Genomic DNA, 24,489 nt, shown 5'->3' with positions numbered 1-24,489 from the left:
ATCGCCATGGACGAGGGCCTGCGCTTCGCCATCCGCGAGGGCGGCCGCACCGTCGGCGCCGGCGTCGTCGCATCCATCATCGAGTAACGCATACCGGGTCAGGCGGGCCGGCTTCGGCCGGTCCGTCTTTCCTCTGGACTGCACGGGGTGGTTCCGATAAAAGGGCCACCCCGCTTCGCAGGAAGCGGCGGCGCTAGGAGTGTAGCTCAACTGGTAGAGCACCGGTCTCCAAAACCGGGGGTTGGGGGTTCGAGCCCCTCCACTCCTGCCAGCCGTCGAATGTGATCCTACTGAAGTCAATGCCGCCCGCGGCCTTTCAGGCGCGGGCATAACGGATTTGGACAAGCGGCAAAACCGCGATGGCAATCAAGAACCCAGCAGAGTTCGCGCGCGAGGTGCGGCGGGAGACCGCCAGGGTGACCTGGCCGACCCGCAAGGAGACCATGATCACCACCGGCATGGTGTTCGTGATGGTCATCGTCGCGTCGATCTTCTTCCTGCTCGTCGACCAGGTCATCGGGTTCGGCGTCCGCGCGATCCTGGGTCTGGGGGGCTGAGCATGGCCAAGCGCTGGTACGTGGTCCACGTCTACTCGGGCTTCGAGAAGAAGGTCGCGCAGGGCATCCGCGAGAAGGCCCAGCAGAAGGGCCTCGGCGAGATGTTCGACGAGATCCTGGTGCCGACCGAGGAGGTCGTCGAGGTCCGCCGCGGCGCCAAGGTGAACGCCGAGCGCAAGTTCTTCCCCGGCTACGTGCTGGCGAAGATGGAGCTGACCGACGAGAGCTGGTCCCTCGTCAAGAACACTCCCAAGGTCACGGGGTTCCTGGGCGGCGGCGGCAAGCCGCAGCCGATCTCCGAGGCCGAGGCGAGCCGGATCATGCATCAGGTGCAGGAGGGCGTCGAGCGCCCGAAGCCCTCGGTGCAGTTCGAGGTGGGCGAGCAGGTGCGCGTCACGGACGGCCCCTTCACCTCCTTCACCGGCATCGTCGAGGAAGTCGACGAGGAGAAGGCGCGCATCAAGGTCGCGGTGTCGATCTTCGGCCGCTCGACCCCGGTCGAGCTCGAATACGCGCAGGTCGAGAAGGTCTGACACGGAATTCGGCGCCGGCCCCGCAGGGGCGGGCGCCGTGGAGCCGCTTTTCCGGCGGTCTCCGAAGCGCGCGGGAGGTCCTGCCAAGCCGGACCGCGCAACCGGAAGGTCGGATCCCCATACGGGGCCGACAGCAGAGGTGAGAGATGGCAAAGAAGATCGTGGGCTACATCAAGCTCCAGGTTCCGGCCGGCAAGGCTAACCCGTCGCCGCCCATCGGGCCGGCGCTGGGTCAGCGCGGCCTGAACATCATGGAGTTCTGCAAGGCGTTCAACGCCAAGACCGCCGACCTCGAGGTCGGCATGCCGATCCCCGTGGTGATCACGGCCTTTTCCGACCGTACCTTCACCTTCGTCACCAAGACGCCCCCGGCCTCGTACTTCCTCAAGAAGGCCGCCGGCGTCGACAAGGGCTCGCAGACCCCGTCCAAGGGGACCGTGGGCCGGGTGACGATGGCCCAGATCCGCGACATCGCGGAGAAGAAGATGGCGGACCTGAACGCCAACGACGTCGACGCCGCCGCGCGCATGATCGCCGGTTCCGCGCGTTCGATGGGCCTGGAAGTGGTGGAGTAAGCGAGCCATGGCCAAGACCTCCAAGCGCATCAAGAAGGCCCTGACCGGCCTTGACCGCGAGAAGTTCTACGGGATCGACGAGGCCGTCGCGCTCGTGAAGCGCAACGCCACCGCCAAGTTCGACGAGACCATCGAGGTCGCGATGAACCTGGGCATCGATCCGCGCCACGCCGACCAGCAGGTCCGCGGCATGGTCACGCTGCCCAACGGCACCGGCAAGACCGTCCGCGTCGCCGTCTTCGCCCGCGGCAACAAGGCCGACGAGGCGCGCGCCGCCGGCGCCGACCTGGTCGGCGCCGAGGATCTGGCCGACCAGATCCAGGCCGGCACCATCGACTTCGACCGCTGCATCGCGTCCCCGGACATGATGGCGCTGGTCGGCCGCCTCGGTAAGGTGCTGGGCCCGCGCGGCCTGATGCCGAACCCGAAGCTCGGCACCGTCACGCCCGATGTCGCGGGAGCCGTGAAGGCCGCCAAGGGCGGCTCGGTGGAGTTCCGCGCCGAAAAGGCTGGCATCGTGCATGCCGGCATCGGCAAGGCGAGCTTCTCCGAGGGCGCGCTGGCCGAGAACCTTCGCGCCTTCGTCGGCGCCATCAACCGGGCGAAGCCCTCGGGCGCCAAGGGCACCTACATCGTCAAGGTCTCGCTGGCCTCGACCATGGGCCCGGGCCTGAAGCTCGACCCGGCCGGCCTCGTCGTCGAGGCCGCCTGACGCACCCATTCGGAGCCGGTCCTCCGGGACCGGCTCCGTTGGGCCCTCTCAGGAGGGCCCGCCCTGTCCGAGACTGCAGGTGTCGGCTTGCCGACCTAAGAACCGCCTGCATAGACGGGAGTGAGAGAACCGGATTCCGGCGTGCCCTCAAAAGGCCGCAGAGCCCGGCTTGAACTTCTGGGACAGGTATCGCCGGGCGCCATCCGGCCCGCGAGGGCCGGCCGGCGCCCACCTCAGCAGCCCGGGGGCCGGAGCTTCGGCCGAGGTCCCCCAGCGACGGAGTGATCCGTGGACCGCACTCAAAAGGAACAGACGGTCGCGGCGTTGCATGCTGCGCTCGCCGATGCCGGCCTCGTGGTCGTCGCCCATCAGTCGGGCATGACGGTCGCCGAGGTGACGGATCTGCGGCGCCGGATGCGCGACGCGGGCGCCCGTTTCAAGGTGACGAAGAACCGGCTCGCTCGCATCGCCCTGAAGGGCACGCAGTTCGAGAACCTGGACGGCCTCTTCAAGGGCCCGACCGTGGTCGCCTACTCCAAGGACCCGGTCGCAGCCGCGAAGATCGCCACCGAGTACGCCAAGGCTTCCGAGAAGTTCAAGATCCTCGGCGGCGGGCTCGGCAACTCGGTTCTCGACGAGAATGGCATCAAGGCCCTGGCCTCGCTGCCTTCGCTCGACGAGCTGCGCGCCCGCCTGGTGGGCATGATCCAGACGCCTGCGACGCGTATCGCCGGCGTTCTCCAGGCCCCCGGCGGCCAGGTCGCGCGCGTGCTCGCGGCCTACGCCAAGAAGGACGAGGCGGCGTGAGCCCCTCACACACCCAGAACGTTCAAGTCGTAGGAGATTGAAATGGCTGATCTGGCCAAGCTTGTCGACGAACTGTCCGCGCTCACGGTCCTCGAGGCCGCCGAGCTGTCCAAGATGCTCGAGGAGAAGTGGGGCGTCTCCGCCGCCGCTCCGGTGGCCGTCGCCGCCGCTCCGGGTGCTGCCGGCGGTGGCGCCGCCGCTGCCCCGGCCGAGGAGCAGACCGAATTCACGGTCGTCCTCTCCAACTCGGGCGAAAAGAAGATCAACGTGATTAAGGAAGTCCGTGCGATCACGGGCCTGGGCCTCAAGGAGGCCAAGGACCTGGTCGAGGGCGCGCCCAAGACCGTCAAGGAAGGCGTGTCCAAGGACGAGGCCGCGAAGATCAAGAAGCAGCTTGAAGAAGCCGGCGCGACGGTCGATATTAAGTAAGACCGTCTTGCCGAGCGACAGAGCTCAAAAATCGCTGGACGGCGGCCGGTCCCGGAAGGGGCCGCGCCGCCGCACGGCGTTTCTGTCTTCCGGTATGGCACTACGCGCCAGTTGGGAGGAGGGTTCCACTCTGGCCACGGCTGAACGCAGCACCGCCGCCCGGAACTCGGCAAGGGGCGGCAGGCGTCAGGGTTCCGACACATCCGCACAGGTGAGCACCCGCAATCCGCGGGGCGGCTCCCTGTCGTTTCCGCGTTGCTGAACCGGGAACGTTTTCGACGAAATGAATTCTATTCAGAGCAGAGCTTCGGGGGCATCGATGGCCAAATCCTTCACGGGACGCAAGCGTGTTCGTAAGAGCTTCGGGCGGATCCCCGAAGTTACACGGATGCCCAACCTCATTGAGGTGCAGCGGAGCTCGTACGACCACTTCCTGCAGATGGACGTGCCGCCCGAGAAGCGCGCGAATGTCGGCCTCCAGGAAGTCTTCCGTTCGGTCTTCCCGATCCGCGACTTCTCCGATCGTGCGGTCCTCGATTTCGTGCGCTACGAGCTCGAGCAGCCCAAGTACGACGTCGAGGAGTGCCAGCAGCGCGGCATGACCTTCGCCGCTCCGCTGAAGGTCACGCTGCGGCTCTCGGTCTTCGACGTGGACGAGGAGACGGGCCTGCGCTCGATCCGCGACATCAAGGAGCAGGACGTCTACATGGGCGACATGCCCCTGATGACGGCCAACGGCACCTTCGTGATCAACGGCACCGAGCGCGTCATCGTCTCGCAGATGCACCGCTCGCCGGGCGTGTTCTTCGACCATGACAAGGGCAAGACCCACAGCTCGGGCAAATACCTGTTCGCGGCGCGCGTGATCCCCTACCGCGGCTCCTGGCTGGACTTCGAGTTCGACGCCAAGGACCTGGTCTTCGTGCGCATCGACCGCCGCCGCAAGCTGCCCGCGACGACGCTGCTCTTCGCGCTGGACGGCCGCGACACCGAGGAGGTGCGCGCCGCGCGCCGCGCCGACGGCAAGGACATGCTGCCCTATGAGGCGCAGGGCATGTCCAAGGAGGAGATCCTCGGCCACTTCTACGAGAGCGTCACCTACCGGCGCGCGACGAACGGCTGGCAGACGCCGTTCGACGCCCAGCGCATGAAGAACGTGAAGCTCACGGCCGACCTCGTGAACGCGGTGTCGGGCGAGGTCGTCGGCAAGGCCGGCGACAAGATGACCCCGCGCACCATCAAGAAGCTCCAGGAGGCCGGCCTCGCCGAGATCCTGGTGCCGACCGAGGACCTGGCCGGCCGCTATCTCGCGGTCGACATCATCAACGAGCAGACGGGCGAGGTCTACTACGAGGCCGGCGACGAGCTCTCCATGTCCGATCTCGAGAAGCTCGAGAAGATGGGCGTGCAGGAGCTGCCGCTGCTGGCGATCGACCACCTCAACGTCGGCGCCTACATCCGCAACACCATGGCGGTCGACCGCAACGCCTCCCGCGAGGACGCGCTGATCGACATCTACCGCGTGATGCGCCCGGGCGAGCCCCCGACCCTCGAATCCGCCGAGGCGCTGTTCAACGGCCTGTTCTTCGACCAGGAGCGCTACGATCTGTCGGCCGTGGGCCGCGTGAAGATGAACGCGCGCCTGGGCTTCCAGACCGACGACCAGATGCGCGTGCTCCGCAAGGAGGACATCCTCGCGATCCTGAAGGTCCTGGTCGAGCTCAAGGACGGCCGCGGCGAGATCGACGACATCGACCATCTCGGCAACCGGCGCGTGCGCTCGGTCGGCGAGCTGATGGAGAACCAGTACCGCGTCGGCCTGCTGCGCATGGAGCGTGCGATCCGCGAGCGCATGAGCTCGGTCGAGATCGACACGGTGATGCCGCACGACCTCATCAACGCCAAGCCGGCGGCGGCCGCGGTCCGCGAGTTCTTCGGCAGCTCCCAGCTGTCGCAGTTCATGGACCAGACCAACCCGCTCTCCGAAGTCACCCACAAGCGCCGCCTGTCGGCGCTCGGCCCGGGCGGCCTGACGCGCGAGCGCGCGGGCTTCGAGGTCCGCGACGTCCATCCGACCCACTACGGCCGCATCTGCCCCATCGAGACCCCCGAGGGTCCGAACATCGGCCTGATCAACTCGCTGGCGACCTATGCCCGCGTGAACCAGTACGGCTTCATCGAGAGCCCGTACCGGCGCATCGTGGACAACCGGGTCACCGACGAGGTGATCTACATGTCGGCCATGGAGGAGGGGCGCTACACCATCGCCCAGGCCAACGCCGCCCTCACCGAGGACGGGCGCTTCGCCGACGAGCTGGTGTCCTGCCGCAAGGGCGGCGAGTACCTGCTGATGCGGCCCGACATGATCGACCTGATCGACGTCTCGCCGAAGCAGCTCGTCTCGGTGGCCGCGGCGCTGATCCCGTTCCTCGAGAACGACGACGCGAACCGCGCGCTGATGGGCTCGAACATGCAGCGCCAGGCGGTGCCGCTGCTCCAGGCCGACGCCCCTCTGGTGGGCACCGGCATGGAGGCGACCGTCGCCCGCGACTCCGGCGTGACCATCGTGGCGCGTCGCTCGGGCGTGGTCGACCAGGTGGACGCGACCCGCATCGTGATCCGCGCCACCGAGGAGACCGACGCCTCGGCCCCCGGCGTGGACATCTACAACCTGCTGAAGTTCCAGCGCTCCAACCAGAACACCTGCATCACCCAGCGTCCGCTGGTGCGCGTGGGCGACGTGGTGCGCGCCGGCGACATCATCGGCGATGGCCCGTCCACCCAGCTCGGCGAGCTGGCGCTCGGCCGCAACGTGCTCTGCGCGTTCATGCCGTGGAACGGGTACAACTTCGAGGACTCGATCCTGATCTCCGAGCGCATCGTGCGCGATGACGTCTTCACCTCGATCCACATCGAGGAGTTCGAGGTCATGGCCCGCGACACCAAGCTCGGCCAGGAGGAGATCTCGCGGGACATCCCGAACGTCGGCGAGGAGGCGCTCAAGAACCTCGACGAGGCCGGCATTGTCTACATCGGTGCCGAGGTGAAGCCCGGCGACATCCTGGTCGGCAAGGTCACGCCCAAGGGCGAGAGCCCGATGACCCCCGAGGAGAAGCTGCTGCGCGCCATCTTCGGCGAGAAGGCCTCCGACGTCCGCGACACGTCTCTGCGGCTGCCGCCGGGCGTGTCCGGCACCGTGGTCGAGGTGCGCGTCTTCAGCCGCCGCGGCGTCGACAAGGACGAGCGCGCCATGGCGATCGAGCGCGCCGAGATCGAGCGGCTCGCCAAGGACCGCGACGACGAGCGCAAGATCCTGGAGCGCAGCTTCTTCGGCCGCCTGCGCGAGCTGCTGATCGGCAAGGTCGGCGTCTCCGGCCCGCGGGGCTTCCGCACCGGCTCGCCGATCACCGAGGCGGACCTCCAGGCCATCACCGCCGGCCAGCTGCGTCAGGTCACGGTCGATGACGAGCAGGTCATGGACCTGATCGAGCAGCTCGGCAAGGTCTTCGACGACCAGGTCGAGCGGCTGCAGAAGCGGTTCGAGGACAAGGTCGAGAAGCTGCAGCGCGGCGACGAGCTGCCGCCCGGCGTCATGAAGATGGTCAAGGTCTTCGTCGCGGTGAAGCGCAAGCTGCAGCCCGGCGACAAGATGGCCGGCCGCCACGGCAACAAGGGCGTGATCTCGAAGATCATTCCCATGGAGGACATGCCCTACCTCGAGGACGGCCGTCCGGTGGACATCGTCCTGAACCCGCTGGGCGTGCCGTCGCGCATGAATGTCGGCCAGATCCTCGAGACCCATCTGGGCTGGGCCGCCGCCGGCCTGGGCCGGCAGGTCGGCCAGATGCTGGACCAGTACCAGACCGCGGTCCGCAAGAACGAGGACGGGCTCGACCGCATGGAGGCGATGAAGCAGAAGCTCCGGGACATCTACGGCCCGGAGGCCTATGCGGATCAGATCGACGGCCTCTCGGACGGCGAGATGGTCGAGCTCGCGAACAACCTGCGCATCGGCATCCCCTTCGCGACCCCGGTCTTCGACGGGGCCCGCGAGGACGACATCGTGCGCATGCTGGAGAAGGCGGGCATCGACCGCTCGGGCCAGGTGACGCTCACCGACGGCCGCACGGGCGAGGCCTTCGACCGCAAGGTGACCGTCGGCTACATCTACATGCTGAAGCTGCACCACCTCGTGGACGACAAGATCCACGCGCGGTCCATCGGCCCCTACAGCCTCGTCACCCAGCAGCCGCTGGGCGGCAAGGCGCAGTTCGGCGGCCAGCGCTTCGGCGAGATGGAGGTCTGGGCGCTCGAGGCCTACGGCGCGGCCTACACGCTGCAGGAGATGCTGACGGTGAAGTCGGACGACGTGTCCGGCCGCACCAAGGTCTACGAGGCGATCGTCCGCGGCGACGACAACTTCGAGGCCGGCATCCCCGAGAGCTTCAACGTGCTGGTCAAGGAGCTCCGCTCCCTGGGCCTGAACGTCGAGCTGAACCAGCGGACCTACTGACGATGCTCCGGGCGGCGCGCGCGGTCCCGCCGCGCCGCCCCACCAGGAACGATTCCATTTCCGGTTCTACCCGGGGAGACGGTTGATGAACGAGTTGATGAACATCTTTGGCCAGACGCCTGGTCCGCAGAGCTTCGATCAGATCCGCATCTCGATCGCGAGCCCTGAGCGGATCCGGTCCTGGTCCTACGGCGAGATCAAGAAGCCGGAGACCATCAACTACCGGACCTTCAAGCCCGAGCGCGACGGGCTGTTCTGCGCACGCATCTTCGGTCCGATCAAGGACTACGAGTGCCTGTGCGGCAAGTACAAGCGCATGAAGTACCGCGGCATCATCTGCGAGAAGTGCGGCGTCGAGGTGACCCTCTCCAAGGTCCGCCGCGAGCGCATGGGCCACATCGAGCTGGCCTCGCCGGTGGCGCATATCTGGTTCCTGAAGTCCCTACCGAGCCGCATCGGCCTGCTGCTCGACATGACGCTGAAGGATCTCGAGCGCGTCCTCTACTTCGAGAACTACACCGTCGTCGAGCCCGGCCTGACCCCCCTGAAGCTGCACCAGCTCCTCAGCGAGGAGGAGTATGTCGCCGCCCAGGACGAGTATGGCGAGGACGCCTTCGAGGCGAAGATCGGCGCCGACGCGCTCGAGCACATCCTGTCGCAGATCGACCTCGAGGCCGAGCATGAGCGCTGCCGCGAGGAGCTGCGCGAGACCTCGAGCGAGGCCAAGCGCAAGAAGCTGGTCAAGCGCCTGAAGCTGATCGAGGCGTTCCAGGAGTCCGGCGCCCGGCCCGAGTGGATGATCCTGAGCGTGATCCCCGTGATCCCGCCGGAGCTGCGCCCGCTCGTCCCGCTGGACGGCGGCCGCTTCGCGACCTCGGACCTGAACGACCTTTACCGGCGCGTCATCAACCGCAACAACCGCCTGAAGCGGCTGATCGAGCTGCGTGCGCCCGACATCATCGTGCGCAACGAGAAGCGCATGCTGCAGGAGGCCGTCGACGCGCTGTTCGACAACGGCCGCCGCGGCCGCGTGATCACCGGCGCCAACAAGCGCCCGCTGAAGTCGCTCAGCGACATGCTGAAGGGCAAGCAGGGCCGCTTCCGCCAGAACCTGCTGGGCAAGCGCGTCGACTACTCCGGCCGTTCGGTGATCGTCGTCGGTCCCGAGCTGAAGCTGCACCAGTGCGGCCTGCCGAAGAAGATGGCGCTGGAGCTGTTCAAGCCCTTCATCTACGCCAAGCTCGAGCTCTACGGCATGGCCTCGACCATCAAGGCCGCCAAGCGCATGGTCGAGAAGGAGCGGCCCGAGGTCTGGGACATCCTCGAGGAGGTCATCCGCGAGCATCCCGTGATGCTCAACCGCGCCCCGACCCTGCACCGCCTGGGCATCCAGGCCTTCGAGCCGACGCTGATCGAGGGCAAGGCGATCCAGCTGCACCCGCTGGTCTGCACGGCCTTCAACGCCGACTTCGACGGCGACCAGATGGCCGTCCACGTGCCCCTCTCGCTGGAAGCCCAGCTCGAGGCGCGCGTGCTGATGATGTCGACCAACAACATCCTGTCGCCCGCCAACGGCAAGCCCATCATCGTGCCGAGCCAGGACATCGTCCTGGGCCTCTACTACATCACGATGGAGCGTGACGGCGAGACGGGCGAGGGCATGGCCTTCGCCAATATCGGCGAGATCCAGCAGGCGCTGGACGCCAAGGCCGTGACGCTGCACGCCAAGATCAAGGCGCGCTACAACACGGTCGATTCCGAGGGCCAGCCGATCACGGTGCGCGTCGACACGACCCCGGGCCGCATGCTGCTGTCCGAGATCCTGCCGCGCCACCCGGCCGTTCCCTTCGCGCTGATCAACCGTCTTCTGACCAAGAAGGAGATCACCAACGTCATCGACGCGGTGTATCGCCACTGCGGCCAGAAGGAGACGGTGATCTTCGCCGACCGGCTGATGAAGCTTGGCTTCGGCCATGCCTGCCGCGCGGGCATCTCGTTCGGCAAGGACGACATGGTCATCCCGCCGGAGAAGGAGCGCCTGGTCGCCGAGGCCCAGGAGCGGGTCAAGGAGTACGAGCAGCAGTACCTGGACGGCCTGATCACCCAGGGCGAGAAGTACAACAAGGTCGTGGACGTCTGGTCGGAGACCACCGAGAAGGTGGCGGCCGCCATGATGGACGTGATCAAGAAGGACATCCCGGGCCGGGGCATCAACTCGATCTACATGATGGCCCACTCGGGCGCCCGCGGCTCGGCGGCCCAGATCAAGCAGCTCGCCGGCATGCGCGGCCTGATGGCCAAGCCGTCGGGCGAGATCATCGAGACGCCGATCATCTCGAACTTCAAGGAAGGCCTGACCGTGCTGGAGTACTTCAACTCCACCCACGGCGCCCGCAAGGGTCTGGCCGACACGGCGCTGAAGACCGCGAACTCGGGCTACCTGACCCGCCGCCTGGTGGACGTGGCCCAGGACGCGATCATCAACGAGCACGACTGCGGCACGACCCGCGGCATCACGGTCAAGGCGGTGATCGACGGCGGCGAGGTGATCTCGCCGCTCTCCGAGCGCATCCTGGGCCGCACGGCCGCGGCGGAGGTGAAGCATCCGCTGACCGGCGAGACGATCGTCGAATCCGGCGGGCTGATCGACGAGCAGCTGGTCGACCGGATCGAGCAGGCCGGCATCGATGCGATCTACATCCGCTCGGTGTTGACCTGCGAGGCCAAGGAGGGCGTCTGCGCGCTCTGCTACGGGCGTGACCTCGCCCGCGGCACGCTGGTCAATGTCGGCGAGGCGATCGGCGTCATCGCGGCGCAGTCGATCGGCGAGCCGGGCACCCAGCTCACCATGCGCACCTTCCACATCGGTGGCGCCGCCCAGCGCGGCGCCGAGCAGTCCTCGGTCGAGGCGGCGTTCGACGCGGTCATGCAGGTCCGCAACAAGAACCTGGTCGCCAACAGCCAGGGCATGCCGATCGTGATGGGCCGCAACACCGAGCTGGTCCTGGTCGACGAGCAGGGTCGCGAGAAGGCGCGCCACCGCGTGCCCTACGGCACCAAGCTGATGGTCCAGGACGGCGTCAAGGTCACCAAGGGCCAGAAGCTGGCCGAGTGGGATCCCTACACCCTGCCGATCATCACGGAGCGCGAGGGCATCGCGAACTACGTGGACCTGATCGAGGGCATCTCGTTCCGCGAGGTCATGGACGAGGCCACCGGCATCTCGTCCAAGGTGGTCGTCGACTGGCGCCAGCAGCCCCGCGGTGCCGACCTGAAGCCGCGCATCACCCTGCGTGACGAGAAGGGCGAGGTGGTGAAGCTGCCGAACGGCCTCGAGGCGCGCTACTACATGTCGGTGGACGCGATCCTCTCGGTCGAGAACGGGGCGAAGGTGCAGGCCGGCGACGTGCTGGCGCGCATCCCGCGCGAAGGCTCGAAGACGCGCGACATCACGGGCGGTCTGCCGCGCGTGGCGGAGCTGTTCGAGGCGCGACGTCCGAAGGACTTCGCGATCATCTCGGAGGTCGACGGCCGGGTCGAGTTCGGCAAGGACTACAAGACCAAGCGCCGGATCGTGGTGCGCAACGAGGAGGACGGGTCCGAGAAGGAGTACCTGATCCCGAAGGGCAAGCACATCTCGGTGCAGGAAGGCGACTACGTCCAGCGGGGCGACCTGCTGATGGACGGCAACCCTGTGCCGCACGACATCCTGTCGGTGATGGGCGTGGAGGCCTTGGCCGCCTACCTCATCAACGAGATCCAGGAGGTCTATCGGCTGCAGGGCGTGAAGATCAACGACAAGCACATCGAGGTGATCGTCCGCCAGATGCTGCAGAAGGTGGAGATCGAGGACGCCGGCGACACGACCTTCCTGGTCGGGGAGCAGGTGGACCGCGACGAGTACGAGACCACCAACTCGAAGATGCGGGCGGCGGCCGAATCCCGGGGCGAGGAGTTCCGCCCGGCACGCGGCAAGCCGGTCCTGCAGGGCATCACGAAGGCCTCTCTGCAGACGAAGTCGTTCATCTCGGCGGCCTCGTTCCAGGAGACCACGCGTGTCCTGACCGAGGCGGCCGTCTCGGGCAAGCAGGACAACCTGGAAGGCCTGAAGGAGAACGTCATCGTCGGCCGGCTGATCCCGGCGGGCACGGGTTCGGTGGTCAACCGCCTCAAGCAGGTGGCCGCCGAGCGCGACCGCGCGGCCCAGCAACTCGAGGACGGCGACAGCGCGGCCCTGCCTCCGGGCATGCCGCAGAGCCAGAGCAACGTGGCCTGACGTTCCGAAGGCTGCACTTTCTGGGGCCGCGCCGGGCAACCGGCGCGGCCTTTTTCTTTTTCCGCCCTGGCCCGTCCCTCTGCCGCGGCACGGGTAGCGGCCCGGCCGCGGCGGTGGCGCCCAGGGGCGGATCTTCTCCGAATACAGCCGGCACCTTCAGGAGCGGGCCGCGGAGGGTGGGGAGCTCGGCTTCGCAGTACCTGAACGACGGGCGCCCTGATCGGCGGAGGCCGTAGGCCGGTGCCGTGGCGCGGCACCGGCCCTGTTCCGCGTGTCAGGCCCGGCGGACGGTGCGCACGCGAATGGCCGGGGGCCGCTCGGACCGCCCCGCCCCGTGGGCCTGGAGGAAGGCATCGACCGCGCCGACCGCCGCATCGTGGGCCGCTGCGTTCGGGGACGGTTGCTCGACGAGCAGGAGGGCGCGGAGCTGCATGTGGCCGATCAGCGCGCCGATGAACCTTTCGGCCGCCCTGTCGGCGTCGCCGACCTGCAGGAGCCCGTGCCGCTCGGCCTCGCGGAAGCAGGCGGCGAGCCGTGCCAGGAGGCGCCGGGGGCCGTGCTCGTAGATCTGCTGGGCAAGGACGGGGAAGCGCGGCGCCTCCGCGATCAGCATCCGGTGCAGGGCCAGCGATTCGGGGGCAAGCACCGTTTCCAGGTACCGGATCGCGAAGGCGAGCAATTCGCCGCGCGGGTCCGCGATCAGGCGCGCGGGGTCTTCGAGCGCCCCGTGTAGGCTCGCGGAAAGGTCCTCCACGATCGCCGCGAAGAGCGCCTCCTTGCTGCCGAAATGGTTGTATACTGTCTGCTTCGACACGCCGGCCTCGGCAGCCACGGCATCCATGTTGGCGCCGTAGCCGGAACGCAGGAAGACCTGCTTGGCGGCCTCGATGATCGTCTCGTGCTTCTGGTGGGCACGGCTGTGGCGCTGAGCCGAGGGCAACATGCTTGACCGTCCGGTGGGGAGGCACACATCTTAAGCCAACGAACTGGACCGTCCAGTCCAGATCTTAGATCTTACCGCGCTGGGGCTCCTGGGTCATGAGGAAGGGCGTTGTCGTGTCGGTGGTGATCCTGGGGCTCGGCGCAGCCGGCTTCATGGGATACCGGCATTTCGGGGAGCAGTACGCCTTCGCGCAGTCGGCGCCCCGCGCGGACGTGCCGAAGCCCTCGGCGGGGCCGACGGCCATCGCCGTCGAGGTGGCGCGGGTCCAGGTCTCGACCGTCTTGGACGAGATCGGTGCCGTCGGCACCCTTCAGGCCGACGAGTCCGTGGTGATCGCGCCCGAGATCGATGGCCGCGTGGCGGCGATCCTGCTGGAGGAGGGGGCGAAGGTCGAGGCCGGGCAGGTGCTCGTGCGCCTGGACGACGCGATCCTGAGGGCCGAGCTCGCCCAGGCGCAGTCGAACCTGACCCTGGCCCAGGCGAACTACGATCGGGCCAACACGCTGTTCCAGCAGCGCACGGGGACCCAGAGGGCCCGTGACGAGGCCGTTGCGGCCCTGCAATCGGCCCGCGCGTCGTTCGAGCTTGCCCGCACCCGCCTGGACAAGACGACGATCCGCGCGCCCTTCTCCGGGGTGCTCGGCTTCCGCTCGGTTGGGCCCGGCCACTATCTCTCCCAGGGCGAGCAGCTCGTGATGCTGCAGAGCCTGGATCCCCTGAAGGTGGATTTCCGGGTGCCGGAGACGCGCCTGTCCGAGATCCGCACCGGCCAGCCGGTCAAGGTCACGGTTGATGCGCTGCCGGGGCGCGAGTTCACCGGCGAGATCTACGCGACCGATCCGCAGGTCGACGTCAATGGCCGGGCGATCCGGTTGCGCGCCAAGATCCCGAACGGCAAGGGCGAGCTCCGCCCTGGTCTCTTCGCGCGGGTGACCGTCGTCTCGGAGCGGCGCGAGAACTCGCTGCTCGTTCCCGAGGGCGCGCTCGTGCCGCAGGGCGCGGAGCGCTACGTCTACCGCGTCGTCGACGGCAAGGCGGCCATGGTCAAGGTCCGGATCGGCCAGCGTCAGGCAGGACAGGTCGAGGTGCTGGAGGGGCTCCGCCCGGACGACGTCGTGGTGACAGCGGGCCAGCAGCGCCTGCGCAACGGCGTCGCCGTCGAGATCGTCAACCCCGACGCCCGGGTCTGAGGCCATGCGCATCTCCGAGGTCTGCGTCCGCCGCCCGGTCTTCGCCACGGTGATGAGTCTGGTCCTGGTGCTCCTGGGCGCCGTCAGCTACCAGAGGCTCACGGTCCGCGAATACCCCAACATCGACGAGCCCATCGTCTCGGTGGTCACGCGCTATCCCGGCGCCTCGGCCGAGATCATCGAGACCCAGGTGACGCAGGTGCTCGAGGGCTCGATCTCGGGCATCGAGGGCATCGACACGCTGACTTCCGTCAGCCGCGCCGAGACGAGCCGCATCACCGTCACATTCCGGTCGAACGTGAATCCGGACGTCGCCGCCAGCGACGTGCGCGATCGCGTGGGCCGCGTGCGCGGCCGCCTGCCGGACGAGATCGACGAGCCCGTCATCGCCAAGGTCGAGGCTGACGCCCAGCCCATCCTGTTCATGCCCTTCTCCAGCGACCGCATGTCGGCGCTGGAGATCACTGACTATCTCGACCGCTTCGTGGTCGACCAGTTCAAGAACCTTCCGGGCGTCGCCGAGGTGCAGATCCAGGGCGAGCGCCGCTACGCCATGCGCATCTGGATCGACCGGGACCGGCTTGCCGCCTACGACCTGACGATCCAGGACGTGGAGGAGGCGCTGCGCGCCCAGAACATCGAGGTCCCCTCAGGGCGGATCGAAAGCCGCGACCGCGAGTTCACGGTGCTCTCCCGCACCGGCCTCGTGACGCCGGAGCAGTTCCGCGAGATCATCGTGAAGCGGGCCGGCAACTTCTCCGTCCGGATGAAGGATGTCGGCCGGGTCGAGCTCGGCGCCGCCGACGACCGCCGCGTCAGCCGTGCCAACGGCCAGAACGCGATCTCGATCTCCATCATCAAGCAGGCGACGGCCAACCCCCTCGACGTCTCCAACGCGGTCCGCCAGGCGCTGCCCTCGGTCATCGAGAGCCTGCCCGAAGGCATGAAGGCCGAGATCTCCTACGACAGCTCGGTCTTCATCGACCGGTCCATCCAGGCGGTGTTCCATACCATCGGCGAGGCGATCCTCCTCGTCGTCCTGGTGATCCTGTTCTTCCTGCGCTCGCTGCGCGCCTCGCTGATCCCGATCGTCACCATCCCGGTGTCGCTGGTCACGACCTTCGCGCTGATGTACGCGCTCGGCTTCTCGGTGAACACCCTGACGCTGCTGGCCATGGTGCTGGCGATCGGACTGGTGGTCGACGACGCCATCGTGGTGCTCGAGAACGTCCACCGCCACGTGGAGGAGGGCAAGCGCCCCACCTTCGCCGCGATCGTCGGGACGAAGGAGATCGGCCTCGCGGTGGTCGCGATGACGCTGACCCTGGCCGCCGTCTATGCGCCGGTCGCCTTCGCGCCTGGCCGCACCGGGCGTCTGTTCCTCGAATTCGCCCTGACACTGGCCGGCTCGGTGCTGGTCTCGGGTTTCGTCGCGCTGACGCTCACGCCGATGATGTGCGCGAAGCTGATCAAGAGCCACGAGCACCACGGGCGCCTTTACAACGCGCTGGAGCGCCTCTTCAACGGCCTCGCCTCGGGGTATCGCGCACTGCTGGGCTGGACGCTGCGGGTGCGGTTCCTGGTGGTGTTTGTGGGGCTGGGCGTGGCGGGTGCCAGCGCGGTGCTCTTCACCCATATGAAGTCCGAGCTGGCCCCGATCGAGGATCGCGGCGTGATCCGCACCTTCGGCACGGCCCCCGAAGGGGCCACGATCGACTACACGGCACGCTACGCCGGCCAGCTCGAATCCCTGATCGCCTCCGTCCCCGAGGTCGAGAGCTACATCGTCGTGGCGGGCTGGCCGGAGGTCACCCGCTCCATCAGCTTCGCGCGGCTGAAGGACTGGGACGAGCGCACGCGCAGCCAGCAGGAGATCGCGGCCGAGCTGCAGCCGAAAATGAGCCGGATCGCCGGGATCTCGGCCGTGCCCGTCAACCCGCCGTCCTTCGGCGCGCGGGGATCGAGCCGGCCGGTGGAGTTCGTGATCCAGACCTCGGGCACCTACGCGCAGCTCCAGGACTACGTGGACCGCGTGCTGGACCGGATCCGGGATTATCCCGGCCTCGTCAGCGTCGAATCCGACCTGAAGCTCAACAAGCCGCAGATCGAGGTCGAGCTCAACCGCGACAAGGTCACGGATGCGGGCATCCAGGTTTCCACCGTCGGCCGGACGCTGGAGACCATGCTGGGAGGGCGGCAGGTCACCCGGTTCGAGCAGAACGGCGAGCAGTACGACGTGATCCTCCAGCTCGCCGGGCAGGACCGGAACACGCCGCGCGATCTCAGCCGGATCTACGTCCGCGGGACCGACGGGGCCATGGTGCAGCTCTCCAACCTCGTGAACGTCGAGGAGAAGGTCGCGCCGAAGGAGCTGAACCGCTTCAACCAGATGCGCTCGGCGACGATCCAGGCGAACCTGGCGCCCGGCGTGGCCCTGGGCGAGGCGCTGGCCTTCCTGGACCAGACCGCGCGCGAGGTCCTGCCCCAGGGCGTGCAGACCGACCTGTCCGGACAGAGCCGCGAGTTCCGCGAGGCCGGATCCAGCCTGGTCTTCGTCTTCGTGCTGGCGCTGGCCTTCATCTACCTGGTGCTGGCGGCCCAGTTCGAGAGCTTCATCGATCCGCTGATCATCATGTTCACGGTGCCGCTCTCCATGACGGGGGCGCTGCTGGCGCTCTATCTCGCGGGCGGGACGCTGAACGTCTACAGCCAGATCGGCCTGGTCACGCTGGTGGGGCTGATCACCAAGCACGGCATCCTGATCGTGGAGTTCGCGAACCAGCTCCAGGACCAGGGCCGGACCAAGCTGGCCGCGGTGACCGAGGCCGCCGTGCTGCGCCTGCGCCCGATCCTGATGACCACCGGCGCCATGGTGCTGGGCGCCGTCCCGCTGGCGCTGGCTGAGGGCGCCGGCGCCGAGAGCCGCCAGCAGATCGGCTGGGTGATCGTGGGCGGCATGACGTTGGGCACGGTGCTGACGCTGTTCGTGGTGCCCACGGCCTACACGCTGCTGGCGCGCACGCGCACCGGCCATGAGCCCGGCATGGCGCCGGCACCGGCGGAGTAGGGGCGGGACGCCAGGAAAGAGAAAGGCCCCGGCCGGGGCTGCCGGCCGGGGCCTTTCGATCCCGCACCTCAGGCTTCTGCGCGGACCGCGACCGAACCCCAGAGGTCGTACTCGTCGGCGTGCTCGATCTCGACCGGCACCTTGTCGCCGACCTGCAGCCCGGTCTCGCCGTTCAGGAAGACGCTGCCGTCGATCTCGGGCGCGTCGGCGTAGGACCGGCCGATGGCCCCTTCCTCGTCGACCTCGTCGATCAGGACCTCCAGCCGGCGCCCGATCTTGCGGGCGAGCCGCGCCTCGCTGATCTTCTGCTGGGCCTGCATGAAGCGCTCCCAGCGCTCCTGCTTGACCTCCTCGGGGACGGCGCCGGGCAGCTCGTTCGCCTTCGCGCCCTCGACTGGCTCGTACTTGAAGCAGCCGACGCGGTCGAGCTGCGCCTCCTCCAGCCAGTCCAGCAGGAACTTCACATCGTCCTCGGTCTCTCCGGGGAAGCCGACGATGAAGGTCGAGCGCAGCGCCAGGTCGGGACAGATCTCGCGCCAGCGGCGGATCCGGTCCAGCACCTTCTCCTGGTTCGCGGGGCGGCGCATGGCCTTCAGGACGCCGGGGCTCGCATGCTGGAAGGGGATGTCGAGATAGGGAAGGATCTTGCCCGCCGCCATCAGCGGGATCACCTCGTCCACATGCGGGTAGGGATAGACGTAGTGCAGGCGCACCCAGATGCCGAGATCGCCCAGCGCGTCGCACAGCTCCGTCATCCGGGCCTTGACGGCGCGGTCGCGCCACTTGCCCTCGGCATGCTTGATGTCGACGCCGTAGGCCGAGGTGTCCTGGGAGATCACCATGATCTCCTTCACCCCGGCGGCGGCCAGCTTCTCGGCCTCGCGCAGGACGGAGGCGACCGGCCGGCTGGCGAGGTCGCCGCGCAGGCTCGGGATGATGCAGAAGGTGCAGCGGTGGTTGCAACCCTCGGAAATCTTCAGATAGGCGTAGTGCCGCGGCGTCAGCCGGATGCCCTGGGGCGGCACGAGGTCCAGGTAGGGATCGTGGCGCGGGGGCACCGCCTCGTGCACGGCGCCGACCACGGCCTCGTATTGGTGCGGGCCGGTGACGGCGAGCACGTTGGGGTAGCGCTGGCGGATCGTCTCCGCATCCTTGCCCATGCAGCCGGTGACGATCACGCGGCCGTTCTCGTCCAGCGCCTCGCCGATGGCCTGAAGGCTCTCCTCCTTGGCGCTGTCGAGGAAGCCGCAGGTGTTGACGAGCACGACGTCGGCGCCGTCGTAGCTGGGCGAGACCTGGTAGCCCTCGGCGCGCAGCCGCGTCAGGATGCGTTCGGAGTCCACCAGGGCCTTCGGGCAGCCCAGGCTGACAATGCCGACCTTCGGCACGGTGATCGTCTTGCTCATGGCGCGCCTATATAGCGAGCCGCCGCCAGCTTAACCAGCGGTGCGCCGCGTATTTCCTTCGGGCTGGTGCTGCCGGCGCGGATAGATCGCATGCAGGGCCTGCACATAGGCCTGCGTCTCGGCATAGGGCGGCACCCCGCCGTAGTTGTCCACCGCGCCCTCTCCGGCGTTGTAGGCAGCGGCCGCCAGGGTCACGTCGCCTTCGTACCGGTCGAGCAGGAAGCGCAGATAGGCGACGCCGCCGCGCAGATTCTGCTCGGCGTCGTAGGCATCCTCGACGCCGAAGCGCTCCGCCGTCGCGGGCATCAGCTGCATCAGCCCCATGGCTCCCTTGGGCGATACCGCGCGGACCCGGAAGCCGGATTCGATGCGCATCATTGCCAGCACCAGCGCCGGATCGATGCCCTTGCGCTCGGCCTGTCTGCGGGCGAGGGCGGCCAGCTCCGCCGGCGGCTCGCCGCCCGGGATCCCGCGGCGCACTCCCGGGCAGCCCGGGCTCGGCAGGCGGGCGACCCCCAGCGTCGGGATCAGCTTGACCGCATCGCGCCGCCCCATGCGGGCGGCCTGACGGAGCCAGGCGGCGCCCATGGCGGCGTTGCGCGGCACCCCGCGTCCGGCGAGATAGAGCCGGCCCAGGGCGAAGGCCGCGTCTGCGTCGCCGGCCTGCGCCCCAACGCAGTAGAGTGCCGCCGCCCGCCGGGGGTCGTAGGTCCCGTTGCTGCCGCGCTCGAGCCTGCGCGCCAGGCTCTCGGCGTCGGCGGAGCCCGCGCACAGAAGGACTGCGGCCACCACGGCGGCAGCCGGGCGGAGACCCCGTCGCCCCGCTCCGTTCCCGCCGCGCCCCGTCGTCGGAGCGTCCGGAGGGCGTCCAGCCATGCCCGTCTTCTTCATCGCCGAGGGGACATGGCCGGGCAGGGCAGCTGCGTCAAGGGGCGTAGGCAGTCCGGCCGACCGCAGCCCTCCTCTTGTCCCAGGAAGTGTCCACGTCCCGGGAGCGGTCCTCCTCGATGCGGTCGGCCCCCCGGTCGGGACGACGGAGCGCGAAGGCCGCGGCGGCGCCCGCGCCGACGGCCAGCAGGCCCGTCATCATCGGGTGCAGGCGCGCCTGGGTGAAGACGCTGTGCTCCATAACCATGCGGGGGGCGTCCCCGCGCTCCCTCAGCCCCTCTCCGTGCTCCCACAGCCCGTCCGGCCGCTCCGCGGTCTCGAAATTGCCGTTGATCTGCTGATCCCATACGGCGCGGCGCTCCATCAGGCGGTCGGTCATGCGCGGGAAGGCGGCGCCCATCCAGTCGATCATCTTGCCCCCGAAGCCCACCGTGATGTCGCGCCGCGGGTGCTCGGCGGCGTGCAGGACCGCGCGGGCGACGGTCTCGGGCGCGTAGACCGGCGGCGGCAGGTTCGGGATCCCGTCCGCATGGTTGGTGGCGTGTTCGCGGAAGGGTGTGTCGATGGAGCTCGGCTTGACCAGCGTCACCGCGACGGGCAGGCGGTCGTGCTCGAGCTCCATGCGCAGCGCATCGGTGAAGGCGCGTACGGCGAACTTCGAAGCCGAGTAGACGCCTTGGATCGGGACGGCCCGCTCGCTGAGGACGCTGCCCATGTTGATCAGCACGCCGCCCCGACGGCCCAGATGGTCGACCGCGACCATGGAGCCGTTCACGACGCCCCAGAAGTTCGTCTCGAAGAGCTTGCGCATCTCGTCGACGGGCACGTCCATGATCTTTCCGAAGATCGAGACGCCGGCGTTGTTCACCCAGGTGTCGAAGCCGCCGAAGGCGTTCCTGGCCGCCTCGGCGACGTCGCGGACCTGGTCCTCCTCCGCGACGTCGCAGCGCACGGCGAGCGCCGAGCCGCCGTGATGACGGATCTCGCGGGCCGCCTGCTCGATGGCGTCGCGGTTGCGGGCGGCCAGGACGACCGCGGCGCCCCGCCGCGCCGCCATCCGCGCGGTCGCGAGCCCGATGCCGCTGCTTGCACCGGTGATCACGATCACCTGCTCGGAAAGGGGCTTGATGCGGAAGCGCATGCCTGTTCTCCTCGGGGTTGCCGTTCCTCCATGCCGGCTGAGAACAGGCGGCGCACGCGGGAATCCCGCTCAGGAATCCCGGCGCGGCGGTGAATCCGCCCGGATGACCTCCAGGGGCGATGCGGACCTTGACGCAGCACACCCGCATCCATATTATCCGCCGGCCTTTTTGGGGGTCAGGCAGTAGGCCGTCTGCGGACCTAGACGCTGTGCCCCAGGTGACACCCCCCAAGAAAGCACCATAGCCGCACCCGAGCTTTTTCGGACGGCGCGAGGAACCATCCCGGCACGAGGCGGCGTCGTTCTGCTTCGCGGCCGGTTTTTGCTTCGCCGGCGCTCGCGCCGGCGGGCCTGACCATTTTGAACACAAAGGGCGGTAGATGCCGACGATCAACCAGTTGATCCGTAAGCCGCGTGCTCCCCAGGAGGCGCGCAACAAGGTTCCGGCGATGGAAGGATGCCCGCAGAAGCGTGGCGTCTGCACCCGCGTCTACACCACCACGCCGAAGAAGCCGAATTCGGCGCTCCGCAAGGTCGCCCGCGTCCGTCTCACCAACGGTTTCGAGGTGACCAGCTACATCCCCGGCGAGGGCCATAACCTGCAGGAGCACTCGGTCGTCATGATCCGAGGCGGCCGCGTCAAGGACCTTCCGGGTGTCCGCTACCACATCATCCGCGGTTCGCTCGACACCCAGGGTGTCAAGGATCGCCGTCAGCGTCGTTCGAAGTACGGCGCGAAGCGCCCGAAGTAAGGAGTATCCACGATGTCCCGTCGTCGTCGCGCCGAGAAGCGTGAGGTCCTGCCGGACGCCAAGTACGGCGATCGCGTGCTGACCAAGTTCATGAACTGCCTGATGTTCGACGGCAAGAAGGCCGCCGCCGAGCAGATCGTCTACGGTGCGTTCGAGCGCATCGAGGGTCGCGTCAAGGCCGACCCCGTTGCCGTGTTCCACGAGGCGCTCAACAACGTGCGTCCGCATCTCGAGGTCCGTTCCCGCCGCGTCGGTGGTGCGACCTACCAGGTGCCGGTCGAGGTCCGCTCGGACCGCGCCCAGGCGCTGGCCATCCGCTGGCTGATCGGCGCCGCCCGCGCGCGCTCCGAGAACACCATGACGGAGCGCCTGTCCGCCGAGCTCCTGGATGCCGCCAACCAGCGCGGTACCGCCGTGAAGAAGCGCGAGGACACGCACCGCATGGCCGAGGCCAACAAGGCCTTCTCGCACTACCGCTGGTGAGCCCAAGGCCGCCGCGAGATCCCGTCATGCCCCGCGCAACCCCGCTCGACCGCTGTCGCAACATCGGCATCATGGCCCACATCGATGCCGGCAAGACGACCACGACCGAGCGGATCCTCTTCTACACCGGAAAGTCCTACAGGATGGGCGAGGTCCACGAGGGCACCGCCGTCATGGACTGGATGGAGCAGGAGCAGGAGCGGGGCATCACGATCACCTCGGCGGCCACCACCTGCGCGTGGCGCGACCACCGCATCAACATCATCGACACGCCGGGCCACGTCGACTTCACGGTCGAGGTCGAGCGCAGCCTGCGCGTGCTGGACGGAGCGGTCGCGATCTTCGACGCCGTGATGGGCGTCGAGCCTCAGAGCGAGGCCGTCTGGCGCCAGGCCGACCGCTACGGCGTGCCGCGCCTGTGCTTCGTCAACAAGATGGACCGCACCGGCGCGGACTTCTTCCGCACGGTCGAGATGATCGGCGAGCGGCTCGGCGCCGCTCCGCTGGTCCTGCAGCTTCCGCTCGGCGCAGGCCCCGCCTTCTCGGGCGTGGTCGACCTGATCCGGATGCGCGCCCTGGTCTGGCGCGACGGCACCCTGGGCGCCGAGTTCGACGACAGCGACATCCCCGAGGATCTCGCCTCCGAGGCCGAGAACTGGCGCGGCCGGCTGATCGAGGCCGCGGTCGAGCTCGACGAATCCGTGATGGACGCCTGGCTCGAGGGTGGCGAACCCTCCGAGGAGGTCCTGCGGGGGCTGGTTCGCAAGGGCACGCTGGCGGGCCGGTTCGTGCCCGTGCTGTGCGGCTCGGCCTTCCGGAACAAGGGCGTCCAGCCCATGCTGGACGGCGTCGTGGACTTCCTGCCCTCGCCGCTGGACATCCCGCCGGTGCACGGGACCACGCCCGACGGCAGGCCGGCCGAGCGCCCGGCCGAGGACGGCGCGCCGCTGGCAGCGCTGGCCTTCAAGATCATGAACGATCCCGTCGCCGGTCCCCTGACCTTCGTCCGGGTCTATTCCGGGCGGCTGGCCGCCGGGGCCGAGGTCGCTAATCCCGGCCGGAACGCGGTCGAGCGCGTCGAGCGCATGCTGCTGATGCATGCCAACATGCGCGAGGACATCGACGAGGCCGGTGCCGGCGACATCGTGGCGCTGGCCGGCCTGCGCGCGACCACCACCGGCGACACGCTGTGCGCGCCCGAGGCGCCGGTCGTCCTTGAGCGCATGCCCTTCCCGGAGCCCGTGATCGAGGTCGTGGTGGAGCCGCGCAGCGCCGCCGACCGCGAGCGGCTCGACGTGGCGCTCGCGAAGCTCGCTCAGGAGGACCCCTCCTTCCGCCTGGGCGTCGACCCCGAGACCGGGCAGGTCGTGCTGAAGGGCATGGGCGAGCTGCACCTGGAGATCGTCGTCGACCGCCTGCGCCGCGAGTTCAAGGTCGAGGCGGAGGTCGGCGCCCCGAAGGTTGCCTACCGCGAGACGGTCTCCGACACCGCCGAGGTCGAGGGCGCGCACGAGCGCCAGCTCGGCGGGGCGGTGCAGGTCGGCCGCGTGCGCCTCGCCGTGGCGCCCCTGCCGCGTGGCAAGGGGCTGAGCATCGAGGACCGCACCGGGGGAGCGCTTTCGCCCGACTGCGCCGCGGCCCTGCGCGAGGGGCTCGTCGCCGCGGCCGGCGCGGGGCCCATGGCGGGCTTCCCGGTGACGGACGTCCAGGTGACGGTGCTGTCCGCCGCCGGATCCGCACCGGCGGCCTTCGCCCATGCCGCGGGGGCTGCGCTGCGCGACGCCCTGCACAAGGCCCGGCCCGTGCTGCTCCAGCCGGTTATGCGGGTGGAGGTGGTGACCCCCGAGGAGCATCTGGGGGGCGTGATCGGCGACCTGAGCGCCCGGCACGGGCAGGTCACCGGAATGGATCAGCGCGGCAACGGCCGCGCGGTTACGGCCGAGGTCCCGCTCGCCGGGATGTTCGGCTATGTGAGCGCGCTCCGCTCCCTGAGCCAGGGACGGGCCCAGTACTCGATGCAGTTCGACCATTACGAGCCGGTCCCGCAGGCACATGCCGCCGGGGTTCAGGCGAAGCTGGCCTGACACGCAGCCCGGCCGGCCAAGAGACAGACGAGGAGAGCAGGACCATGGCGAAGGCGAAATTTGAGCGGAACAAGCCGCACTGCAACGTTGGCACGATCGGTCACGTGGACCATGGGAAGACGTCGCTGACGGC

The 24,489-nt window shown here is 68.6% G+C and carries 19 protein-coding genes and 1 tRNA gene; 16 read left to right on the top strand and 4 right to left on the bottom strand.

The window, feature by feature from the left end; translation table 11 throughout:
* From JUB13_RS30870 to rpoC, 10 genes are all read left to right on the top strand, one after another.
* The coding region (locus tag JUB13_RS30870; protein ID WP_207484588.1) for an EF-Tu C-terminal domain-related protein at positions 1–87 on the top strand (87 nt) is incomplete at its 5' end.
* A 108-nt stretch (positions 88–195) separates the two neighbouring features.
* A tRNA-Trp gene (locus JUB13_RS30865) sits at positions 196–271 on the top strand.
* An 88-nt stretch (positions 272–359) separates the two neighbouring features.
* The gene (gene secE, locus JUB13_RS30860) at positions 360–557 is read left to right on the top strand and encodes a preprotein translocase subunit SecE (RefSeq protein WP_207486108.1); all 198 of its coding nucleotides are present in this window, start codon (positions 360–362) and stop codon (positions 555–557) included.
* 2 nt (positions 558–559) lie between these two features.
* A complete protein-coding gene (nusG, locus tag JUB13_RS30855; RefSeq protein WP_207486107.1) occupies positions 560–1,090 on the top strand; it encodes a transcription termination/antitermination protein NusG in 531 nt (176 codons plus the stop codon).
* Between the two features lie 146 nt (positions 1,091–1,236).
* The gene (gene rplK / locus JUB13_RS30850) at positions 1,237–1,665 is read left to right on the top strand and encodes a 50S ribosomal protein L11 (protein WP_207486106.1); all 429 of its coding nucleotides are present in this window, start codon (positions 1,237–1,239) and stop codon (positions 1,663–1,665) included.
* A gap of 7 nt (positions 1,666–1,672) precedes the next feature.
* Entirely contained in the window at positions 1,673–2,377 is a 705-nt protein-coding gene (gene rplA / locus JUB13_RS30845) for a 50S ribosomal protein L1 (RefSeq protein ID WP_207486105.1), read from the top strand.
* A 288-nt stretch (positions 2,378–2,665) separates the two neighbouring features.
* A complete protein-coding gene (gene rplJ / locus JUB13_RS30840; protein ID WP_207486104.1) occupies positions 2,666–3,184 on the top strand; it encodes a 50S ribosomal protein L10 in 519 nt (172 codons plus the stop codon).
* Positions 3,185–3,226: 42 nt separating this feature from the next.
* Positions 3,227–3,613 (top strand): 50S ribosomal protein L7/L12, encoded by a 387-nt coding sequence (gene rplL, locus JUB13_RS30835; protein ID WP_207486103.1) that lies wholly within the window; start codon positions 3,227–3,229, stop codon positions 3,611–3,613.
* A gap of 319 nt (positions 3,614–3,932) precedes the next feature.
* Positions 3,933–8,126, top strand: coding sequence for a DNA-directed RNA polymerase subunit beta (rpoB, locus tag JUB13_RS30830; protein ID WP_207486102.1), 4,194 nt, complete (start codon positions 3,933–3,935; stop codon positions 8,124–8,126).
* Between the two features lie 85 nt (positions 8,127–8,211).
* Positions 8,212–12,402, top strand: a complete 4,191-nt coding sequence (gene rpoC, locus JUB13_RS30825; protein ID WP_207486101.1) for a DNA-directed RNA polymerase subunit beta' — start codon at positions 8,212–8,214, stop codon at positions 12,400–12,402.
* Between the two features lie 274 nt (positions 12,403–12,676).
* On the opposite strand, the gene JUB13_RS30820 is transcribed toward rpoC, so the two are convergent.
* Complete coding sequence (locus JUB13_RS30820) at positions 12,677–13,345, bottom strand: TetR/AcrR family transcriptional regulator (protein ID WP_207486100.1); 669 nt, start codon at positions 13,343–13,345, stop codon at positions 12,677–12,679.
* Between the two features lie 95 nt (positions 13,346–13,440).
* Here JUB13_RS30820 and JUB13_RS30815 point away from each other — a divergent pair, with 95 nt between their 5' ends.
* Positions 13,441–14,535: an efflux RND transporter periplasmic adaptor subunit gene (locus JUB13_RS30815; RefSeq protein WP_207486099.1), complete on the top strand. Its 1,095-nt coding sequence runs from the start codon at positions 13,441–13,443 to the stop codon at positions 14,533–14,535.
* A 4-nt stretch (positions 14,536–14,539) separates the two neighbouring features.
* A complete protein-coding gene (locus JUB13_RS30810; RefSeq protein ID WP_207486098.1) occupies positions 14,540–17,602 on the top strand; it encodes an efflux RND transporter permease subunit in 3,063 nt (1,020 codons plus the stop codon).
* Positions 17,603–17,670: 68 nt separating this feature from the next.
* On the opposite strand, the gene rimO is transcribed toward JUB13_RS30810, so the two are convergent.
* From rimO to JUB13_RS30795, 3 genes are all read right to left on the bottom strand, one after another.
* Complete coding sequence (rimO, locus tag JUB13_RS30805) at positions 17,671–19,008, bottom strand: 30S ribosomal protein S12 methylthiotransferase RimO (protein WP_207486097.1); 1,338 nt, start codon at positions 19,006–19,008, stop codon at positions 17,671–17,673.
* A 30-nt stretch (positions 19,009–19,038) separates the two neighbouring features.
* Positions 19,039–19,797, bottom strand: a complete 759-nt coding sequence (locus JUB13_RS31715) for a lytic transglycosylase domain-containing protein (RefSeq protein WP_207486096.1) — start codon at positions 19,795–19,797, stop codon at positions 19,039–19,041.
* Positions 19,798–19,933: 136 nt separating this feature from the next.
* A complete protein-coding gene (locus tag JUB13_RS30795; RefSeq protein WP_207486095.1) occupies positions 19,934–21,037 on the bottom strand; it encodes an SDR family oxidoreductase in 1,104 nt (367 codons plus the stop codon).
* A gap of 380 nt (positions 21,038–21,417) precedes the next feature.
* On the opposite strand from JUB13_RS30795, the gene rpsL reads away from it, so the two are divergent.
* The 4 genes from rpsL to JUB13_RS31710 form a co-directional block, all read left to right on the top strand.
* Positions 21,418–21,789: a 30S ribosomal protein S12 gene (gene rpsL, locus JUB13_RS30790; protein WP_207486094.1), complete on the top strand. Its 372-nt coding sequence runs from the start codon at positions 21,418–21,420 to the stop codon at positions 21,787–21,789.
* A 12-nt stretch (positions 21,790–21,801) separates the two neighbouring features.
* Positions 21,802–22,272 (top strand): 30S ribosomal protein S7, encoded by a 471-nt coding sequence (gene rpsG / locus JUB13_RS30785; protein WP_207486093.1) that lies wholly within the window; start codon positions 21,802–21,804, stop codon positions 22,270–22,272.
* A gap of 26 nt (positions 22,273–22,298) precedes the next feature.
* Positions 22,299–24,356: an elongation factor G gene (gene fusA, locus JUB13_RS30780; protein WP_207486092.1), complete on the top strand. Its 2,058-nt coding sequence runs from the start codon at positions 22,299–22,301 to the stop codon at positions 24,354–24,356.
* 44 nt (positions 24,357–24,400) lie between these two features.
* Positions 24,401–24,489 (top strand): GTP-binding protein (locus tag JUB13_RS31710; protein WP_236025355.1); only part of this gene is annotated, 89 nt, incomplete at its 3' end.

The organism is Arenibaculum pallidiluteum (assembly GCF_017355985.1).
Classification (GTDB): Bacteria; Pseudomonadota; Alphaproteobacteria; order Azospirillales; family Azospirillaceae; genus Arenibaculum; species Arenibaculum pallidiluteum.
Note: the sequence above shows the minus strand (reverse complement) of the source record. Positions and strands in the feature narration are given on the sequence as shown.

What these genes read in the sequence shown, in the direction of transcription:
- secE (WP_207486108.1), top strand. Translation starts at nt 360, where the DNA reads ATGGCAATCAAGAACCCAGCAGAGTTCGCGCGCGAGGTGCGGCGGGAG.
- nusG (WP_207486107.1), top strand. Translation starts at nt 560, where the DNA reads ATGGCCAAGCGCTGGTACGTGGTCCACGTCTACTCGGGCTTCGAGAAG.
- rplK (WP_207486106.1), top strand. Translation starts at nt 1,237, where the DNA reads ATGGCAAAGAAGATCGTGGGCTACATCAAGCTCCAGGTTCCGGCCGGC.
- rplA (WP_207486105.1), top strand. Translation starts at nt 1,673, where the DNA reads ATGGCCAAGACCTCCAAGCGCATCAAGAAGGCCCTGACCGGCCTTGAC.
- rplL (WP_207486103.1), top strand. Translation starts at nt 3,227, where the DNA reads ATGGCTGATCTGGCCAAGCTTGTCGACGAACTGTCCGCGCTCACGGTC.
- rpoB (WP_207486102.1), top strand. Translation starts at nt 3,933, where the DNA reads ATGGCCAAATCCTTCACGGGACGCAAGCGTGTTCGTAAGAGCTTCGGG.
- rpoC (WP_207486101.1), top strand. Translation starts at nt 8,212, where the DNA reads ATGAACGAGTTGATGAACATCTTTGGCCAGACGCCTGGTCCGCAGAGC.
- JUB13_RS30820 (WP_207486100.1), bottom strand. Translation starts at nt 13,345, where the DNA reads ATGTTGCCCTCGGCTCAGCGCCACAGCCGTGCCCACCAGAAGCACGAG.
- JUB13_RS30815 (WP_207486099.1), top strand. Translation starts at nt 13,441, where the DNA reads ATGAGGAAGGGCGTTGTCGTGTCGGTGGTGATCCTGGGGCTCGGCGCA.
- JUB13_RS30810 (WP_207486098.1), top strand. Translation starts at nt 14,540, where the DNA reads ATGCGCATCTCCGAGGTCTGCGTCCGCCGCCCGGTCTTCGCCACGGTG.
- rimO (WP_207486097.1), bottom strand. Translation starts at nt 19,008, where the DNA reads ATGAGCAAGACGATCACCGTGCCGAAGGTCGGCATTGTCAGCCTGGGC.
- JUB13_RS30795 (WP_207486095.1), bottom strand. Translation starts at nt 21,037, where the DNA reads ATGCGCTTCCGCATCAAGCCCCTTTCCGAGCAGGTGATCGTGATCACC.
- rpsL (WP_207486094.1), top strand. Translation starts at nt 21,418, where the DNA reads ATGCCGACGATCAACCAGTTGATCCGTAAGCCGCGTGCTCCCCAGGAG.
- rpsG (WP_207486093.1), top strand. Translation starts at nt 21,802, where the DNA reads ATGTCCCGTCGTCGTCGCGCCGAGAAGCGTGAGGTCCTGCCGGACGCC.
- fusA (WP_207486092.1), top strand. Translation starts at nt 22,299, where the DNA reads ATGCCCCGCGCAACCCCGCTCGACCGCTGTCGCAACATCGGCATCATG.